The organism is uncultured Parvimonas sp., assembly GCF_963524015.1.
Taxonomy (GTDB): Bacteria; Bacillota; Clostridia; order Tissierellales; family Peptoniphilaceae; genus Parvimonas.
Map to the genome: position 1 here is coordinate 187368 of NZ_CAURDT010000002.1, position 19081 is coordinate 206448.

Here is a 19081-nt window from a genome sequence, read left to right on the forward strand (position 1 = left end):
TCACGTGAATTAGTTTATTATCTTTATAGGTAAATAAAGTTAGGGCTTGATTCGCTTCCCCTTCATTTCGGTCGAGATGACGTATTAGGAGATTTACTTTGCTAATTGTTTTCACGTGATAAATTTACATTTTTTTGCAAATAAAATAAATTTTATTTATTATTTAGACTTACAAAAAAAAATATAATGTGAATTATGTAAAACTTTGTTTCGTATTTGTCAATATATCTATAAAAATGTATTGTCTTTAAATATTTTATCTGTTATAATATATTTAATAAGTTTAAGGAGGGAGCTATGAAAATTAATGTAAATTCTGAAATTGGAAAATTAAAATCAGTTTTACTTCACAGACCTCATAAAGAACTTTTAAACTTGACACCTTATTTACTTGATGAGCTTCTTTTTGATGAAATTCCGTTTTTGGATAATGCACAAAAAGAACATGATATGTTTGCAAACATTTTTAGACAAAATGGATGTGAAGTGTTCTATCTTGAAGATTTGTGTGCTGAAAGTCTTTATGATGACGGTATAAGAACTGCTTTTATTGAAGAATTCCTTGATAATGCAGATGTGCATGTAGAAAACGAAAAAAGATTATTAAAAGAATATCTATTTTCTATTAAAGACAACAAAGAGTTAGTTTTAAAAATGATGGAAGGTGTTAGAAAGAATGAAGTAGATTTAAAAGAACCTTCAACTTTAAGTGAACTTGTTTCAAAGAATGATTTCTTCATTTCAAAACCACTTCCTAATTTGTATTTCACAAGAGATCCTTTTTCATTCATTAAAGACGGTGTAAGTCTTCATACAATGTGGTCAGTTACTAGAAGAAGAGAAACTCTTTTTGGAAAGTATATATTTGAACATCATAAAGAATTTAAAGGTATTAAAAAATGGTATGATAGAACAGATATTCCTTCTATCGAAGGTGGAGATATCTTAGTTTTATCTGAGGATGTTGTTGCTATCGGCATTTCTCAACGTTCAACACCAATGGCAATTGAAACTATTGCAAAAAGACTTCTTGAAGATGAAAACGGAGTAAAAACCGTGCTTGCATTAGTAATTCCAAACAACAGAGCTTTTATGCATCTTGATACTGTTTTAACTTCAGTTGACAGAGATTTATTCACTCTACATCCTGAAATTGAAAAGACATTGGAAATTTATTCATTAAAATTAGTTGATGGAAAAGTAAAAGTTGAAGTCGAATCAACTGATATAGAAGTTGTATTGAAAAAATATTTACATGTTGATAAAATTGACTTTATCCGTGAAGGAAAAGGCGGACTTTTAGATACACACAGAGAACAATGGTCTGACGGATATAACACTTTAGCTATAGCACCTAGAGAAGCTATCGTTTATGATAGAAATACTATAACAAATCAATTACTTGAAGAAAAAGGAGTAAAACTTCATAAGATTGATTCAGGTGAATTATCTAGAGGACGTGGAGGCCCAAGATGTATGAGTATGCCTCTATTTAGAGAAAACTTATAAAAAATTTAAATTAAAGCACAGAATTTCTGTGCTTTTTCTATTTCCTATTTTCGCACAAAAAAACAACGGATTTTTACCCGTTGTTTTTCAATGTTTTTTATTATACTCTTTCTACAAATAATTTTCCAACTTCTCCATTAAAATCAACTTCCTCTGTATTCAAATTGTCAACAAAAGTCAATTCAACACCTAAAGTTTCTTTCATTATAAATTCTTTGTAGTTTTCAACTGCTTTTTTCAATCTTTCAGAACATGCACATTTTATTCTTATTTCATCAAGAACATCAAAATCAGCAGATTTTCTCATTTGTTGTATCTTTGAAATTACTTCTCTTGCAAAGCCTTCGTCAAGTAATTCGTCAGTTAAAGTCGTATCTAAAATTACAAAAAGATTATTTTCCATAGTAACGTCAAATCCTTCTTTTGCACTAACCTTTACATCAACATATTCTTTTAATATTTCAGTATCTTCCCCATTTAAGTTTACAAAAACAGAACCTTTTTCAAGTTTTTCTAAAAATTCTTTTGGATTTATTTCATTTAAGAATTTTCCAAATTCTTTAATTTTAGCTCCTAAAATTTTTCCACAAACTTTGAAATCCGGTTTTAACATATAGTTCATAAAGCCTGATAAATCTTTTTCGAATACAACTTTTTTAACATTAAGTTCTTCCTTAATCAATTCTTCTAAGTCGCCAATTTTTTCTTTTAAAGCAAAATCAACAACTATTTCAGAAAGTGGTTGTCTAACTTTAATCTTAACTTTTTCACGACTTGCACGACCGATTGTTACAAGATTTCTAACGATATCCATTTTTTCTTCCAACGCTTCATCAATTAGACTTTCATCACATTCAGGAATGAAATCTAAATGAACACTCTTCTTGTCAGTTAAATTACGATACATTTCTTCTGCAACAAAAGGCGTAATAGGTGCAATAATCTTTGAAACTCCAAGTAAAATTTCATAAGTTGTATTGTAAACAGCTTTTTTATCATCATCAACTTCTGTATTCCAAAATCTTCTTCTATTTCTTCTGATATACCAATTTGATAAATCTTCAATTACAAAATCAGAAATTGCACGAACAACCTTTGTAACTTCAAATTTATCCATATTTTCGTTATACATTTTCAAAAGATTATTGTAACGAGATAGTATCCATCTGTCTATTTCAGGTCTCTTATTATACTCTACAAAGAACTCTCTTGGATCTATGTCATCTGTTCCTGAATAAAGTTGGAAGAAATTATAAGTATTTTTGAAAGATCTGAAGAATTTACTTTCAATTTCTCTAAGTCCTTCAACGTCAAATCTAGTTGGAACCCAAGGTGGTGAAACATAAAGTGAATAAAATCTCACTGCATCTGCACCGTATTTATCAAACAATTCTATCGGATCAATTGTATTTCCACGAGATTTACTCATCTTCTTACCGTCTTTATCCAAAATCAAATCATTTACCAAAACATTTTTATATGGAGATTTTCCAGTTATTAATGTTGAAATTGCAAGTAATGAATAGAACCATCCACGAGTTTGGTCAATTCCTTCACTAATGAAATCTGCAGGGAATAATTCTCCAAAGTTTTCTTTATTTTCAAAAGGATAATGATGTTGTGCGAAAGGCATTGCTCCGGAGTCAAACCAAACGTCGATAACGTCTTTTTCTCTTGTCATTGTGCCACCGCATTTTTCACATTTTAAATGAACATTATCAACATAAGGTCTATGCAATTCAATATTTTCATCAATATCTTCTATACTTCTTTCAGCTAATTCTTTTCTTGAACCAACACTTGTACAATGTCCACAATCACATTTCCAAACATTAAAAGGAGTTCCCCAATATCTTGAACGGCTAATTGCCCAGTCATTTAAGTTTTCAAGCCAGTTTGCAAATCTCTTTTCTCCAACAAAATCAGGATAGAAATTTACAGCCTTTGCATTTTCAATTAATTTATCTTTATATTTAGTAACTTCAATATACCAAGATGGTTTTGAATAATAAATTAAAGGTGTATGACATCTCCAACAATGTGGATAATTATGTTCAACCTTTTGTTTTTTCAATGCCTTATTATTTTCAAAAAGATATGTGATAATATCAGCGTCACATTCCATAACTGGTCTACCTTCATATCTTGTAGTGCTGAATTTTCCTTCTTCATTAACAGGATTAATCAAAGGAAGATTGTATCTTCTTCCTGTTTGATAGTCGTCTTCCCCAAAGGCTGGAGCAGTATGAACAATACCAGTACCGTCTTCTACTGTTACATAATCAGCAAGAGTTACAAAAAATGCTTTTTTCGTTATTTCAATTTCAGGAATAAGTTGTTCATATTCCCAATATTCCATATCTTTTCCTAAGAATTTTTCAATAACTTCATAATCTTCACCTAAAACTTTAGTGGCTAGATTTTCAGCTAAATAGAAAAATTCATCTTTATATTTTACCTTAACATAAGTTACATTAGGATTAACAGTCAAAGCAACATTAGAAGGAAGAGTCCAAGGAGTTGTTGTCCAAGCAATAAAATAAGCATCTTCATCTTTCTTCTTAAATTTTGCATAAACTGTTGTAGTCTTAATCATTTCATAACCTTGAGCTACTTCGTGAGATGCAAGACCAGTTCCACAACGTGGACAATATGGTAGAATCTTTGCTCCCTCATACATTAAACCTTTTTTAAAAATCTCATCTAAAAGATTCCAAACTGATTCAATATAGTTATTATTAAGAGTGATATAAGGATTGTTCATATCCGCCAAGAAAGCCATTCTTTCAGACATTTCTCTCCATTTACTTTCATAAACGAAAACAGAATCTCTACATTCCTTACAGAATTTTTCTACACCGTAATTTTCAATATCTTTTTTGCTTGAAAGACCTAATTTCTTTTCAACTTCAATTTCAACAGGTAGTCCATGAGTATCCCAACCTGCTTTTCTCTTTACTTTAAAACCTTTCATGGTTTTATATCTACAAGTCATATCCTTTAAAGTACGACTTATAACATGGTGAATACCGGGTTTTCCATTTGCTGTTGGAGGACCATCATAAAATATATAATTATCATGTCCATCTCTTGAATTTACAGATTCATGCAACAAATCTATCTCATTCCAATATTCAGATATTTTCATTTCTCTATCCTTAACGGACTCTTTTGAAAGTTCTCTAAACTTTGCCATATATACCTCCATTTTTTCTATAAAAAAATCCCTAAGATAAAATCTTAGGGACGAAATTTTTCCGTGTTACCACCCAAATTATTTAAGACTAAAAAAATCTTAAATCACTCAAAAATCTTTAACGGGATTAACCAAAAAACTCCAAGTTGATACGAATTTGCTTCATAAAATAGTTTGCACCAGACACTATCTCTCTGAGTTAATTCACAAGCTCCGTCCTCTTCATCGCCTTCTATAAAATACGTGCATTATTATACTATAAAAGCATAAAAAAGTCAAATATTTTATTCAATTCATTTAATAAACATTCAAATTAACTTTTTATTTTAAACAATTTATAAAAGTTGTTTATTTTTCGATATTTCTCTTTTAATAATTATAAAATTATTAAAAATATTTATTTATATTAAATTTTTCTTGTTAAAATAAGTTGATTTATGTTTGTTATTATTATTTTAAGGGTATTAAAATAAATATATCTTATACATATTATCGGAGGTAGAAATGAATATTTATGATTTTAAAGTAAATGACATTGACGGAAACGAAGTTTCAATGGAACAATTTAAAAACAAAGTTTTACTTATAGTAAATACAGCTAGCAGTTGCGGTTTTACTCCTCAATTTGAGGGATTACAAAAATTATATGACGAATATAAGAATAAGGATTTTGTAGTTTTAGGTTTCCCTTGTAATCAATTTAAAAATCAAGATTCTGGAACAAACGAAGAAATTAAAACATTTTGTAGTATGAATTATGGAGTAACTTTCCCTATGTTTGAAAAAATAGAAGTTAACGGAAAAGACACTCACCCATTATATAAGTTTTTAAAAGCAAAAAAATCTGGTCTTTTGGGAAATAAAATAAAATGGAATTTCACAAAATTTCTTGTAGATAAAAATGGAAATGTCGTTTCAAGATTTGCTCCGCAAACTGAACCAAAAGATATTGAAAAACATATATTAGAACTGTTAAAATAATTTAAAAAATGCATTGTCAAATAGACAATGCATTTTTAAATTTCTTTTCTATTTAATACAAATATAGATGTAAAAATCATCAAAATTGTAAGTAATATTGTAGTTAAAATCGAATATCTATAATCTGCAAATGATATACTTCCCTTAATTAAATTAATATTATCTGAAAATAGAAAAATTGGTAAAAACTTAGCTATTTTATCATACATTCCAATTAAAAATTGTAATGCAACTGTTATAACTAAAGTTGATAAAGCACCTACAGTATTTCTAAACACAAAACCTGCAAAACATTCCAAGATTATTAAAAATATTCCAAATATCCAAATTGGGATTGAAGCCTTTATTGCAAGTAATATCTCAACATTTTCTTTAAATATATATGTTGTATATATGTTAAAGATTAAACAGTAAATAATGAAAGATACTGTCCATAGTAAAGAAGCAAAAATCATTTTAGAAATTACTATCTGGAATCTAGGTAATCCCTTTGCAACTAAATTTACTAATGTTTTTTTAGAAAACTCATTTACTATATAATTACTGAAAATTATAGCTATAAATATAAAGCCCAGTTGAGTTATATTTTTAAAAAACTGTGCCCACGAATCTATAAATGTAGGCTCTTGAAGTCCTTTAGCTAGTTCTTCTCCTAAAAATGATTTTAAAATTTCAGGAGATATTTTTGCTGTAACAGGACCTAGAATACCAAGAAATAAAAATATAAAAGACATTATAAATAATTTTTTATTTCTAACACTTTCAAGATATTCTTTCTTTAACAATGCTATAAATACTTTCATTTTATCACCTCTATAAATAAATCTTCTAATGAAGGCTTAATTATATTGTAGCTACCAATAAGCAAATTATTATCCAAAACAGTTTTAAATATTCTATTTTCGATATATTTCAAGTTTTCAAAAGAAGAAAATATCACAGAGCAATCATTTAATTCTACTTTAATATTATTAGTTTCAAATTTACTTAGAAACAAATCTCTATCTTCAATATTAAAGAATTCTACAGAAATTTTATCTTTAAATCCCATATTTTTAATATCAGATATATTTCCATTTAAACAATTAACACCTTCATTTAATATCAAAAACTCATCACAAACTCTTTCAACATCTTGTAGGATATGAGTTGAGAATAAGACCGTTGTATGCTCCTTAATCTTTAATAGTATATCCAAAATTTCTTTTCTACCGATTGGATCTAAAGCAGAAGTTGGTTCGTCGCAGATTAGTAATTTAGGCTTATTGAATAATGCTTGAGCAATTCCAAGACGTTGTTTCATACCTCTTGAAAATTTTCCAATCCTTTTATTTTCCTCTTTTAAGCCAACTAAATTTAACATTTCTTCAGTTCTTTCTTTAATTTCTGATTTTGATAATCCCGTGATTTCTCCACATAAATTAAGGTATTCTTTTGAAGTCATATAATCATAGAATTCCGGAACATCAGGCAAATATCCAATAAATCTATTAGTTTTCGTATTTCCAAAATGGACTTTTTCATCAAAAACTAAAATCTCCCCACAATCAGCTTTTAAAAAGCCTAAAATGATTTTCATAGTGGTTGTCTTTCCAGCACCATTTTTCCCTAGAAATCCAAAAATCTGCTTTTCTTTTATACTAAAAGTCAAATCTTTGATAACATCATTTCCATTAAAAGTTTTTCTTAAACTATTTACAGTTAAAATATTCATTATTCTTCACTTCCAAATACAAAATATGAAATAGGTCCAATAGTTTGAATAAGAATTATCACACAAATCCATATCAATCTGTTTCCACATCTATAATTTTGATGTTTTAAACAATGTCTTAGTGCAACTACTAATAATGTTATATTTATAATAATAATTGGCAATAAAATTAAAAAATGTTCTCTTAAAAAGTCCATAATCTCCTCCTATTTATCCACAAAATTTTTCAATTTTTCATAAAGCTCTTCAGTTTCTTCATTAGTTCTCATATTAATATAAACTGTTTTTTCATTTTTTCTGCTTATCTTTATGACCTTATCTGTTTTGTTGAAAACATAAAGCCTAACATTTCCTTCTCCCTCTAAAGAGAAATTACCATAAGCTTTTTCTTTGGTAGCTCCACCATTCATCCTAATAGCTCTTTTATTAGGAAATTTATTAAGCAATTCTAAATTTTCAATATCGCTAGATTTTATATTATCTTTATAAAGTATTGTTGAAATTTTTACAGTATCTGAAATCTCAACTTTCCAATCTTTTTCAAAAGTTAAAGCCAATGCAATTATAATAACAAATGCTACAAGTGTATTCGAGAAGGCAAATAAAATTTTTCCTTTTTTGTTTCCACGATTAATAACGGTATTACCTGAATTCATCGGATCAGGTACTAAAAATCTTGGGTCATTCGGATTTTTATAACCAAAAATATCGTAGTATTCGTCTTGATCCTCAACAAATTTATCATCTTCAATATTACTACTTATTTCCATATCAATTTTATTAACAGTAGATATAATATAAAAGATAAAAAATGTAATCAGTATTATACTTGCTCCAAAAGGAAGAAAAGAGTATTTATCCATTTTTTGTAAAAATACTAAAACTAAAAACAAAACAGAATAAAAATTTACTAAAGTAAAAATTTTATTTTGAAGTTTTATAATTTTAATTTTATTTATATATAAATTCTTTTCTTTATTATCGCTTATTACTGATATTTTAGACCTTCTCCAGAAAAGTCCCATAAATATCATTGCTATTAAAGTCGTTGACAAGCATATAAACAAAATTAACTCCATATCAGAAAAAGTTCCAAAAATAGAAAATCCTCCAATAAAAACTACCAAAGGAATTAACCAAACGAAAATTGGAAGTTTTTGTTTATCTATTTCCTTTGTAATTGTGAAATCCACATATTTCCTAGTAAAACTTGCAAAATTCTTTTCCTTTTTTAACTTTCTCATTTGTTTTATATATTTATTTGACAAAAATCTTAGAGAAATCAAATAAGCAAAGATTATTCCGATAAAAAATAGAATTTCTATATCAGTTTTGGTAAGTAGTGGTAAAAATGAAATTATAAAAAACATTAAATGAAGTAAATTAAAACTCTTTAAAGCTTTTTTACTAATCTCTTTAACTTCCTCACTATCTACCTCATTTATAGGAATTGTAGTAAGCAAAATTTTTCCATTATTGTAAGAAAATCCTTTCTTTTGTGAAAAATAACTTATAGCAAAAACCATCCATAGACATCCAATTAAAATTAAATCATAAGCCATATTAAAAACTCCTTTCTATAAGATCTAGTAAGAACTCTTTTCCAAGATTTCTCATTTTAACTTCATTAATTAAATTTTGTAAATTCTCTTTTATGTTTTCAATATTTTTTTCCGTGCATCTAACATATACAATCGAGCCTACACGTCTGTCAATCTCTATTACATTTTCACTTTTTAAAATTCCATAAGCCTTATTCACAGTCATAGGATTTATTCCAAAATCTTTTGCAAGTTGTCTAACAGAAGGTAATTCATCTCCATTTTTTAAATTTCCCTCTGCAATTTCTTTGATAATTCCATTGCAAATCTGAGTGTAAATTGGAACTTCCGACAAAGTATCAATAAAAAACATTTCTCTCATCTCCTTGTATTATATATTATAATACAGATAATACAAAAAGTCAACAAAAAAAGTTTAGTATTTAAGAAAAAATTATTTTATCTTAAAAGCTAAACTTTATTAATTGTTAATTTAAAACTACTCCTTCTTTATTTTTCTTTGATTTCCAAAGATATAATGCCAAACAACAAACTGTCATCAAAACAGATGATAAGATTGTTCCCTCTAGTCCAAATGTTGGATTATAAGCAAAACTTCCTTTTACTGAACCTCCAATTTTAAAAATTGAATATGGAACATTATTTCCACTATTTGGTAATCCAAGTAATATGCTTTGAGTAAAATTCCACATTGTATGCAATCCCATTGCCATCCATAAACTGTCAAAATAATATATAATCATGGATGCGAAAACTCCAAAAATAAATATACAGTAAAATGGCAAAATAGACATTCCATTATTGAACAAATGTAAAGCTGCAAAGAATAATGAATTGAATATGATAACAAAAGCTGGACAATTAGTAGATTTTAATAATCTTTGATACATAAAGCCTCTGCATAAAAGCTCTTCCGCTGAAGATTGAACAAAAACGGCAAATAGCAAGCCAATTGCAGGAAATATTTCAAACAGACTAAATCGTAAAGGAAAATCTCCATTTATCATAGCAATTAAAGCGCAAAATCCATTTAACACAAAGCCTAATAATAATCCTAAAAATAAATATGCTATAGTATTTCCTTTAGTCTTAGTTGTTATTTTATCGATTATATAATGATTATTTTTAAAAACTAATAGTACAAAAAGAACTCCAAACCATATATAAATGGATAGAATATACATAATAAATGTATAACTAAATTCATTAGCTTTGAACAATCCAGATGTAAATAATAGTCTAAGTAATCTAGGTGTAATCCATCCTCCAACAATTTGAGTAATATATATAATTGCATAACTTATTATACAAATCCATAAAACATTATCATACCACTTTTTTTCCTGTATATTTTCCATTGCTTTTTTAACTCCTCCTATAAATTATACTATTATACTAAAAAAGTATAACAAATGCCTGAAACTGTATTGAAAAATGCATGCATTCCCCAACCTATTAATATTGAGCCTCCAGCTTTTTTTTCATTTATATAACCAATTATCCAACCAATCATTCCAGTAAATAAAGTTATTACAATACTTTTTAAAATTCCAACAGCAGAGAAAAACAAAATTCCATGAATACAACCAAATAATAGTGCTTGGATTAGATTCCCTATTGTAAATCCAAATTTATTTCCAATTCTTTTTAAAAGAAAACCTCTAAATAATATTTCTTCAGGAAAAGAAGTATTAAAAAATGCATAAACTAATATTGAAGGCAAAGCCTTAATTCCTAATCCTGTATACTCAGAATATGCAACATTCACATTTTTAAGTATATAGAAGATAAAAACTGAGAAAATTGAAACTAAAACTATTACCATAAGAATCCATGCAAAAAGTTTATTTTCTTTTAAATTTTTTACTTTTTTTAATCCAATCCATTCAAAAAAACTCATCTTTTTTCTTGAAGTAACTAACCACCATAAAAATGGTATTAATGAAAATACAATAATTTGAATAATACTGTTAGTCAATTTTTTTATTAGCAAATCCATAACTAAATCTCCCTTCTATTTATTCTTACACTATAATATATAATATAATTAAAGTAAAAAGTCAACAGTCAAATATTAGTAATTTTGATTATATAAAAAGAAAATTGCTCAATAAGACCTAAAAGCGTAATTCATTAATAAAAGAGCTCTAGGAAATCTCATACTTTTGCTTTAGCAAAAGTAAATGTATCAAAAATACATCAAAAATATTTTAGAATTTCTTTCAGAAATACTATTGCTTATAAACAAGCAATAGTTGCGATCTTCAGAATAATTGTATCTAAAGATGCAATTACTCCCGTCAGACCTACTGTTTGTTGTTTAAGAATAAACAACAAAAGTTAGGGCTAGATTGACTATGCTCAAGATGACGGATAAGGAAGTTCCTTTGTTAGATAGCTTACCGTTACTAGCAAATCAGCTTGCGATTTATTTTTAAAAATTATAATAAACAAAAAAAGTTTAGTAACTAAAACTGAAAAAATCAGCCTTAATCACTAAACTAAATTCATTTCTAATTACTCTTATAAATTATAACTGGAGTATTTATTTCAACATTATCGTAAATTTGTTTTACTTTTTCTAGAGGAGTATTTATACAACCATAACTTCCTGATGTCTTATATATTTCTCCTCCGAATTTTCCGTTTCTCCAAGTAGCATCGTGAATTCCTACACCTTTCCAATTTATTGGCATCCAGTAATCAACATGTGCAACATAATCATATCCTTGTGGAGAAAGACCTTTAAGATTTCTGTCTTTTTCTCTACTCCAAACTTTCATTACACCTACAGGTGTTTCAACGTTTTTGCTTACATCCCCAGTAACTATATCAGTATCTAAAAGAAGTTTTCCTTCTTTGTAAAACCACATATGTTGTCTAGTAAGGTCAATTTCAATGTAAGTTTTACCTATATCATCCTCTTTATCATAATATAATCCTTGGTGCAAGAAAACTGGATCAATTGTATCAGATTCAAATTTTAATAGTTTTTCAACTAAAACATCTTTAGTCTTATTAACATCAATTTGCCAACCATATATTCCATCTTTTCCAGGAATCACAACTTCTCCTTTCCCAGTTGTTTGGAATTTTCTATCCATTCCAAAAGTATCATATTTAATTGCAAGTCTTCTTACATAATCTCTTGCCTTTTGTTCATCAGGTTTCAATTCTCCATCGACAAAAGTAAAAATATTTGCTAAAATTTCACCATCTAATACTTCTTTATTTGAACCGATATTTATTTCATATTTTAACTTTGAAATTTTTTCATATTTTGAAAGAGCATCTTGTAAAGATTTATCATCTTTTTTAAGTTTTGGTTGTTCAGAAATAGTATTCATATCAATACTTTCTTTTCTCTCGGAGAGAGCAAGTAAAATAGCTTCTTTCAATTTTTCTTTTGTTGTATAAGTTCCCATAACTTCATCTTGAATACTATACTTGCCATCCTTATATACTATCTTAGCATCTTCTGGATGTTTCATACCCTTTAAAATTAAAGTATTTTGTAAAAATTCTTCAAACTTATCATTATCATAACTTATATTTACTTCCAATTTAAAATCTCGACTTGTGAAAAATGCCATAGGCCAAGTGAATTGATTTTGTAAAATTTTCTTATCCGCTAAATATTCTTCCTTATAATTTATCTTTTCAGGTTTAAAAAAATCACTCTTTCCATCAGAACGATTTAACTTAATAGAAACATCTGTCCAGTCTTTATTAAAAACATCATCAATCATTACATAACTTACATCATTACCATTTATTTTAGTGTTAGGCAGAGCAATAAAAGAAAATATTATAACACCTAATAAATAAATTGATAAAATTAACGCTCCGACAAATATACATATCTTTTTAGCTAATTTTTTTCCTGAATTTACTTTTTTGGTATCTTCCATCAAAAAATACACCTCCATTTTTACGAAAATATCTAATTAATAATCTATTATATACCATAAAACTTGTTATTATAATCATTTCAAATAATTGGATTAATATATCAAAAGAATTATTAGTCAATATTATCTTCTAATTTTATCATATTTAATTTTAAAAGTAAAATCATTAAAAAACTTGTATTTCCTTAGTTAAAAGTTTATAATATATTTAGTAAGGAGGAAGATAAATGCTTAACATTTTTTTAATTTCCGACTCTACGGGAGAAACAGCGGAGCAACTTGCACGTGCCGCTCTTGCTCAGTTTAACAACATTGAGTATTCTCTTGAAAGATTTTCTCATATAAGAGAATTTTCGGATCTTTCTGAGATACTAAACAAATGTAAAGAAACTGAGAATTCTATTTTATTTTATTCTTTGGTTGACGCTCCACTTTTGGATTATGTTAAAAAGTTTTCAGAATTACATTCTATAACAAATGTAGATTTACTTTCTGCGTCCATTTTAGCAATCCAAAGAGTGAGTAACATCGCTCCAGGAAATAATCCGGGTGCTCTTAGAAAACTTAACGAAGAATATTTTAAAAGAATTGACTCTATTGAATTTGCAGTTCGTTATGACGATGGAAAAGACCCAAGAGGAGTTTTAATTGCAGATCTTGTAATAATTGGAATTTCTCGTACATCCAAAACACCGTTGTCAATGTATCTTGCAAATAAAAATATTAGAGTTGCAAATATTCCTCTGGTACCAGAAACACCTGTACCTGAAGAATTATTCCAAGTTTCGCCTAAAAAAGTTATAGGTCTAACTAATACACCCGAAAAGTTGGAAAGCATAAGAAAGGAAAGACTGAAATCTTTAGGTCTCCCTGATAATAGTATTTATTCAAATTCAAATAGAATACTTGAAGAACTTGAATATTCTAGCCGAATAATGAAAAAAATAGGCTGTCCTGTAATAGATGTATCAGCAAAAGCTATCGAAGAAACAGCTGACATTATCTTAAAACATCTATTAAAAATTAATAAGTAATTGGAGGAAAAAAATGAGCAAATTTGTTTACAATTTTGATGAAGGCAATAAAGATATGAGAGCTTTATTGGGCGGTAAAGGTGCCAACCTTGCCGAAATGACTAACATTGGACTAAATGTTCCTTTTGGTTTTACTATTACTACAGAAGCTTGTAATAATTTTTACAAAAATGATGAAAAAATTTCTGAAAGTCTAATTGAAGAAATTAAAACTCATATTAAAGACTGTGAAAGCAAGCTACAAAAAAGTTTTTCAAGTACAGAAAATCCTCTATTATTTTCTGTAAGAAGTGGTGCCGTTATATCAATGCCTGGTATGATGGATACTATTCTTAACTTAGGTCTTAACGATAAATCAGTAATCGGTCTAGCAAACTCTACAAATAATGAAAGATTTGCATTTGATAGTTACAGAAGATTTATCCAAATGTTCAGCGACGTTGCTATGGAAATTCCAAAAATTTACTTTGAAAATGAACTTGACAGAATCAAGGAAGAAAAAAATGTAAAAATGGATACTGAATTAACTGCTGAAGATTTAAAAATTCTAGTTGAAAAATTTAAGAAAATTTTTAAACAAGAAACAGGCAAAGAATTTCCACAAGACCCAATTGAACAATTAATCATAGCTATTAAAGCAGTTTTCAAATCTTGGATGAATCCTAGAGCTATCGTTTATAGAAAATTAAACGGTATTGACGATTCACTAGGAACTGCTGTAAATGTTCAAGCAATGGTATTTGGTAATATGGGTAACACAAGTGGTACTGGTGTAGCTTTCTCTCGTAATCCAAGTACTGGAGAAAATAAATTATTCGGAGAATTTTTAATGAATGCACAAGGTGAAGACGTTGTTGCAGGTATCAGAACTCCTGAATCAATTGAAAAGCTAAAAGAAATTATGCCAGAAGTTTATGATGAATTCTTAAGAATTGCAAAAACTTTAGAAAAACATTACAAAGATATGCAAGACTTGGAATTTACTATTGAAAAAGGTAAATTATACTTATTACAAACAAGAAATGGAAAAAGAACTACAGATGCTGCAATCAATGTAGCAGTAGATTTAGTTAACGAAGGATTAATTTCAAAAGAAGAAGCTATTTTAAGAGTTGAACCAAAGAGTTTAGACCAACTTCTTCACCCTATCTTCAATGCTGAAATGATGAAAAATACTCCTATCTTGGCAAGAGGACTAGCTGCTTCTCCAGGAGCTGCAAGTGGTAAAGTTTATTTTCACTCAAGAGATATAGTTGATGCAGTTAAATCAGGAGAAAAAGTAATCTTAGTTCGTCAAGAAACTTCTCCGGAAGACATCGAAGGAATGGTTGAAGCTGAAGGTATCTTAACTGCAAGAGGTGGTATGACTTCTCACGCAGCAGTAGTTGCAAGAGGTATGGGTAAATGTTGTATCGCTGGAGCAAGTGAAATCAAGGTTGATGAAATCGAAAGAGTTATAAAAACTCAAAACGAAGTTATCAAAGAAGGAGATGTAATTTCTCTTGATGGAACAACAGGAATTATTTACAAAGGCGAAATTGAAAAATTAAATCCACAATTAACTGGAAACTTTAAAATCTTTATGGATTGGGTAAATGAAATTAAAGTTTTAGGAGTTAGAGCAAATGCAGATAACCCTAGAGATGCAAAACAAGCTGTTGAATTTGGAGCTGAAGGAATTGGACTTTGTAGAACTGAACATATGTTCTTTGACAAAGATAGAATCCCTGTTGTAAGACAAATGATTCTTTCAGAAAATACTGAACAAAGAGTTGAAGCATTAGAAAAAATTAGACCAATGCAAGAAAAAGATTTCTATGATATCTACTCTGTATTAAAAGAAAAATCAGTAACAATAAGATTACTTGATCCACCTCTACATGAATTCTTACCTTATGAAAACGAAGATATTAAAAACTTGGCAAAAGAAATGAATATCGACGAGTCTCATCTAAGAGATGTAATTACAGATTTGGAAGAAGTAAATCCAATGCTTGGACACAGAGGTTGTCGTCTTGCAGTTACTTATCCTGAAATATATAGAATGCAAGCAAAAGCTATAATAAATGCTGCAGTAAAAGCACAAAAAGATTTAAATATATCAATTACTCCTGAAATAATGATTCCATTAGTTGGAGAACTTGAAGAATTAAAATATGTAAAAAGAGAAATCGTTGAAGAAATCGAAATGACTTTAAAAGAATTGAATGAAAACATTAAGTACAAAATTGGAACAATGATTGAAATTCCTAGAGCTGCCCTACTTGCTGATGAAATCGCAACAGAAGCTGAATTCTTTAGTTATGGTACAAATGACTTAACACAAATGACATTCGGTTTTTCAAGAGATGATGCCGGAAAATTCTTAAACGAATATGAAAACAAAAAAATATTCGACTTTAATCCTTTTGCAAAATTGGATCAAAAAGGTGTTGGTAAATTAGTAAAAATGTCTTTCAAGCTTGGAAGAGAAACAAACCCTCATCTTCATGTAGGAATTTGTGGTGAACATGGTGGCGATCCTGATACAATTGAATTCTTAAATTCTGTAGGAATCGACTATGTATCATGTTCTCCTTTCAGAGTGCCAATCGCAAGACTTGCAGCAGCACAAGCAAAAATTAAACAAAGTAAATAAACTTTAACTAGAAGAAATATAAAAAATAATGGATAGCGAAATGCTATCCATTTTAATTTATAACAAAATTTTTACTTTTTATTTTTTCTTCTTAACTTTAGGGAAAGGTAACTCATCATACATTGTATCAAATAATCCTTTTAGGTACATTTTATCTTCCACATCATCAACCAATAGCATTTCTTTTGCTCCCTCATAAGGCAATTGAAATTGTACGTCAGAAACATAGTCAATAGCTTTCTTTGTAGCTTTTACTAAAAATCTGTCATCATATATTCCGCCAATAACTTTCTCTTTATAATAGATAATATATTCTCCCATCATCGCCCTATAATTTATATCTTCAAGTTCAGATAACTGTTCCAAGATATATTCTAAATATTCTTTACTTGATGCCATAATAACCTCCTAAAAAATGCTTTTTACTACCTAAATACTAACATTATCTACTGAAAAAATCAAATCTTTTGTTTTGTAAATTCAAAAAAAGTCGAGGTTTCCCCGACTTTTATGCTAATTTTGTATATTCTATTGCTATTTTACTTGCAAGTTTTGCGTTATTGAATACTAATCTGATGTTAGCTTCTAAGCTCTTTCCTTGTGTAAGTTTTTGAACTTTGTCAAGTAAGAATGGTGTTGTGTCTTTTCCTTTTATTCCATTTTTGTCTGCTTCTTTTAAAGCATCTAAAATTGTCTTGTCAATTAATTTTCTATCCATTGAAAATTCTTCCGGAATAGGATTTGCAATTACAACTCCACCATTTAGTTCTAAATCCCATTTAGCTTTTAAAACTCTTGCTATTTCTTCTTCTGAATTTATTTTACTAACTTTAAAATCACTTTCTCTTGTATAAAATGCCGGTAATATATTTGTTTGGTATCCATAAACAGGAACTCCCTTTGTTTCTAAATATTCTAAAGTAAGTCCCATATCTAAAATTGATTTACAACCTGCACAAATAACAGCTACATTTGTATTTCCTAATTCTTCAAGGTCTGCTGAAATGTCCATAGTAGTTTCCGCTCCTCTATGAACTCCACCGATTCCACCTGTTGCAAAAACTTTAACTCCTGCCATTTCTGCACAAATCATTGTTGCAGCAACAGTTGTAGCACCATTTAATTTATTAGCAAAAACATAAGCTAAATCTCTTCTTGAAGTTTTTGTTACACTAAGTCCCGCTTTTCCGATAACTTCAATTTCTTCTTTTGTTAGCCCAACTTTAATTTCTCCGTTTATAATAGCTATTGTAGCAGGAATCGCTCCATTTTCTCTAACAACTTTTTCAACTTCAAGAGCCGTTTCAACATTTTTAGGATAAGGCATACCATGTGATATTATTGTTGATTCCAAAGCTACAACAGGTTTATTTTCTTTAATTGCATTTTTTACTTCTTCACTAACTGTTAAATATTTTTCTAATTTCATAACTTCCTCCAAAATTTAATAGATTTTTTTCACTTATATTTTTACTTACTGTATCCATAGATTGTGCAGTTATGAAACCTGCGATATTTCCAAGTTTTGCACATTCTAAAATATCATTTTCGTTAACAACACCATAGATTATTCCGCTCATAGCTGCATCGCCACAACCTGAAGTGTTTTCAATCTTTGGTTTTTCATTTATCCTTACAATTCCGTTCTCATTTTTATCGGCATATAAAATTCCCTTTTCGCCCATCGAAATAAAAACTTTTTGAACACCTTTTTCTAAAAATACATTCACAATCTTTTCTAAATCACTTTCATTTTCATAAGGAATATCAGTCAATTCTTCTGCTTCATAAATATTCGGCTTTATAAGGTAAATATATTTCAATAACTTCTTTATTTTTAAAGCTTTTTTTCTTGAAACACAATCTACAATTATCTTTGAATTAGGGCAATTTTTACAGATGTATTCAAGAACATCTTCCCTTAAATTTGTATCCATAACTATATATTTATAACTCTTAATCAAATCAATAAGTTTAGAGATAAATTCAATATTGATTTCATCCAAAACTTCCATTGAAGAAATGGCAGTAAATAAATCATTATTTTCATCCAAAATAGAAATATAATTTGACATACCTCTATTAGTTAAAAATTTACTATTTGAAAAATCCAGTCCGATTTTCTTCAAATAATCTTTGATTTCTCTTGAATAGACATCATCACCAAATACAGAAATAAATTTATTATCTATTCCCATTTTAAGTAAATTTTCAGCGATATTTTTTGCAACCCCTCCAAAAGAATATTCCAAAGTTCCTGGATTGGAATCTTTCATATTAATTTTTTCAAAACTTTTTGCAATAAAATCAATATTACATCCACCAATAACACAAACTTCTTTTGATAAATTCGTGTTAATCACATAAGCTCTTCCGACCAAATATCCTTTTTTAATCAAATTTGAAATATGAACTGCAACTGATGATCTCTTTATATTAAGTAAATCAGCCAGTTCATTTTGAGAAATATAAGGATTTTCTTTTATTATATCTAAAAGTTCTTGTTCTCTTTTTGTCATAGTACCTCCTTAAGCAA

Annotated in this window: 16 protein-coding genes; 4 read left to right on the top strand and 12 right to left on the bottom strand. The window is 28.3% G+C overall.

Annotated elements, in window-relative coordinates:
- The first annotated feature begins 297 nt into the window (after positions 1–297).
- Positions 298–1509: an arginine deiminase gene (locus RWJ08_RS03735; protein ID WP_313961121.1), complete on the top strand. Its 1212-nt coding sequence runs from the start codon at positions 298–300 to the stop codon at positions 1507–1509.
- A gap of 100 nt (positions 1510–1609) precedes the next feature.
- Here RWJ08_RS03735 and ileS read toward each other — a convergent pair whose 3' ends face one another.
- Complete coding sequence (gene ileS / locus RWJ08_RS03740; protein WP_313961122.1) at positions 1610–4705, bottom strand: isoleucine--tRNA ligase; 3096 nt, start codon at positions 4703–4705, stop codon at positions 1610–1612.
- Positions 4706–5209: 504 nt separating this feature from the next.
- Between ileS and RWJ08_RS03745 the strand changes: the two genes are divergently transcribed.
- Positions 5210–5686, top strand: a complete 477-nt coding sequence (locus RWJ08_RS03745) for a glutathione peroxidase (protein WP_313961123.1) — start codon at positions 5210–5212, stop codon at positions 5684–5686.
- 35 nt (positions 5687–5721) lie between these two features.
- Here RWJ08_RS03745 and RWJ08_RS03750 read toward each other — a convergent pair whose 3' ends face one another.
- From RWJ08_RS03750 to RWJ08_RS03785, 8 genes are all read right to left on the bottom strand, one after another.
- The gene (locus RWJ08_RS03750) at positions 5722–6489 is read right to left on the bottom strand and encodes an ABC transporter permease subunit (RefSeq protein WP_313961124.1); all 768 of its coding nucleotides are present in this window, start codon (positions 6487–6489) and stop codon (positions 5722–5724) included.
- Complete coding sequence (locus RWJ08_RS03755; RefSeq protein ID WP_313961125.1) at positions 6486–7400, bottom strand: ABC transporter ATP-binding protein; 915 nt, start codon at positions 7398–7400, stop codon at positions 6486–6488. The genes RWJ08_RS03750 and RWJ08_RS03755 overlap by 4 nt, the downstream gene beginning before the upstream one ends.
- Positions 7400–7597: a PLD nuclease N-terminal domain-containing protein gene (locus RWJ08_RS03760; protein ID WP_009448946.1), complete on the bottom strand. Its 198-nt coding sequence runs from the start codon at positions 7595–7597 to the stop codon at positions 7400–7402. Before RWJ08_RS03760 ends, RWJ08_RS03755 begins: the two co-directional genes overlap by 1 nt.
- Positions 7598–7606: 9 nt before the next feature.
- Positions 7607–8962: a PH domain-containing protein gene (locus tag RWJ08_RS03765; RefSeq protein ID WP_313961126.1), complete on the bottom strand. Its 1356-nt coding sequence runs from the start codon at positions 8960–8962 to the stop codon at positions 7607–7609.
- A gap of 1 nt (position 8963) precedes the next feature.
- Positions 8964–9314: a GntR family transcriptional regulator gene (locus tag RWJ08_RS03770; protein ID WP_009354524.1), complete on the bottom strand. Its 351-nt coding sequence runs from the start codon at positions 9312–9314 to the stop codon at positions 8964–8966.
- Positions 9315–9429: 115 nt separating this feature from the next.
- Positions 9430–10320, bottom strand: coding sequence for a CPBP family intramembrane glutamic endopeptidase (locus tag RWJ08_RS03775; protein WP_313961127.1), 891 nt, complete (start codon positions 10318–10320; stop codon positions 9430–9432).
- A gap of 32 nt (positions 10321–10352) precedes the next feature.
- Entirely contained in the window at positions 10353–10961 is a 609-nt protein-coding gene (locus RWJ08_RS03780) for a CPBP family intramembrane glutamic endopeptidase (protein ID WP_313961128.1), read from the bottom strand.
- A gap of 514 nt (positions 10962–11475) precedes the next feature.
- A complete protein-coding gene (locus tag RWJ08_RS03785) occupies positions 11476–12873 on the bottom strand; it encodes a L,D-transpeptidase/peptidoglycan binding protein (protein ID WP_009354489.1) in 1398 nt (465 codons plus the stop codon).
- Between the two features lie 227 nt (positions 12874–13100).
- On the opposite strand from RWJ08_RS03785, the gene RWJ08_RS03790 reads away from it, so the two are divergent.
- A complete protein-coding gene (locus RWJ08_RS03790) occupies positions 13101–13907 on the top strand; it encodes a pyruvate, water dikinase regulatory protein (RefSeq protein WP_009354535.1) in 807 nt (268 codons plus the stop codon).
- A gap of 13 nt (positions 13908–13920) precedes the next feature.
- On the top strand, positions 13921–16545 hold the full coding sequence (ppdK, locus tag RWJ08_RS03795; protein WP_313961129.1) for a pyruvate, phosphate dikinase: 2625 nt from the start codon (positions 13921–13923) through the stop codon (positions 16543–16545).
- 78 nt (positions 16546–16623) lie between these two features.
- Here ppdK and RWJ08_RS03800 read toward each other — a convergent pair whose 3' ends face one another.
- The 3 genes from RWJ08_RS03800 to RWJ08_RS03810 form a co-directional block, all read right to left on the bottom strand.
- A complete protein-coding gene (locus tag RWJ08_RS03800; protein ID WP_313961130.1) occupies positions 16624–16944 on the bottom strand; it encodes a TfoX/Sxy family protein in 321 nt (106 codons plus the stop codon).
- Between the two features lie 109 nt (positions 16945–17053).
- A complete protein-coding gene (locus RWJ08_RS03805) occupies positions 17054–17974 on the bottom strand; it encodes a pseudouridine-5'-phosphate glycosidase (RefSeq protein WP_313961131.1) in 921 nt (306 codons plus the stop codon).
- Positions 17946–19064: a carbohydrate kinase gene (locus RWJ08_RS03810; protein ID WP_313961132.1), complete on the bottom strand. Its 1119-nt coding sequence runs from the start codon at positions 19062–19064 to the stop codon at positions 17946–17948. The genes RWJ08_RS03805 and RWJ08_RS03810 overlap by 29 nt, the downstream gene beginning before the upstream one ends.
- Between the last annotated feature and the right edge of the window lie 17 nt (positions 19065–19081).

Coding starts and splice junctions, on each gene's coding strand:
- ppdK (WP_313961129.1), top strand. CDS start 13,921: ATGAGCAAATTTGTTTACAATTTTGATGAAGGCAATAAAGATATGAGA.
- RWJ08_RS03735 (WP_313961121.1), top strand. CDS start 298: ATGAAAATTAATGTAAATTCTGAAATTGGAAAATTAAAATCAGTTTTA.
- RWJ08_RS03750 (WP_313961124.1), bottom strand. CDS start 6,489: ATGAAAGTATTTATAGCATTGTTAAAGAAAGAATATCTTGAAAGTGTT.
- RWJ08_RS03805 (WP_313961131.1), bottom strand. CDS start 17,974: ATGAAATTAGAAAAATATTTAACAGTTAGTGAAGAAGTAAAAAATGCA.
- RWJ08_RS03785 (WP_009354489.1), bottom strand. CDS start 12,873: ATGGAAGATACCAAAAAAGTAAATTCAGGAAAAAAATTAGCTAAAAAG.
- RWJ08_RS03780 (WP_313961128.1), bottom strand. CDS start 10,961: ATGGATTTGCTAATAAAAAAATTGACTAACAGTATTATTCAAATTATT.
- RWJ08_RS03810 (WP_313961132.1), bottom strand. CDS start 19,064: ATGACAAAAAGAGAACAAGAACTTTTAGATATAATAAAAGAAAATCCT.
- RWJ08_RS03775 (WP_313961127.1), bottom strand. CDS start 10,320: ATGGAAAATATACAGGAAAAAAAGTGGTATGATAATGTTTTATGGATT.
- RWJ08_RS03800 (WP_313961130.1), bottom strand. CDS start 16,944: ATGGCATCAAGTAAAGAATATTTAGAATATATCTTGGAACAGTTATCT.
- RWJ08_RS03770 (WP_009354524.1), bottom strand. CDS start 9,314: ATGTTTTTTATTGATACTTTGTCGGAAGTTCCAATTTACACTCAGATT.
- RWJ08_RS03755 (WP_313961125.1), bottom strand. CDS start 7,400: ATGAATATTTTAACTGTAAATAGTTTAAGAAAAACTTTTAATGGAAAT.
- RWJ08_RS03745 (WP_313961123.1), top strand. CDS start 5,210: ATGAATATTTATGATTTTAAAGTAAATGACATTGACGGAAACGAAGTT.
- RWJ08_RS03765 (WP_313961126.1), bottom strand. CDS start 8,962: ATGGCTTATGATTTAATTTTAATTGGATGTCTATGGATGGTTTTTGCT.
- RWJ08_RS03760 (WP_009448946.1), bottom strand. CDS start 7,597: ATGGACTTTTTAAGAGAACATTTTTTAATTTTATTGCCAATTATTATT.
- RWJ08_RS03790 (WP_009354535.1), top strand. CDS start 13,101: ATGCTTAACATTTTTTTAATTTCCGACTCTACGGGAGAAACAGCGGAG.
- ileS (WP_313961122.1), bottom strand. CDS start 4,705: ATGGCAAAGTTTAGAGAACTTTCAAAAGAGTCCGTTAAGGATAGAGAA.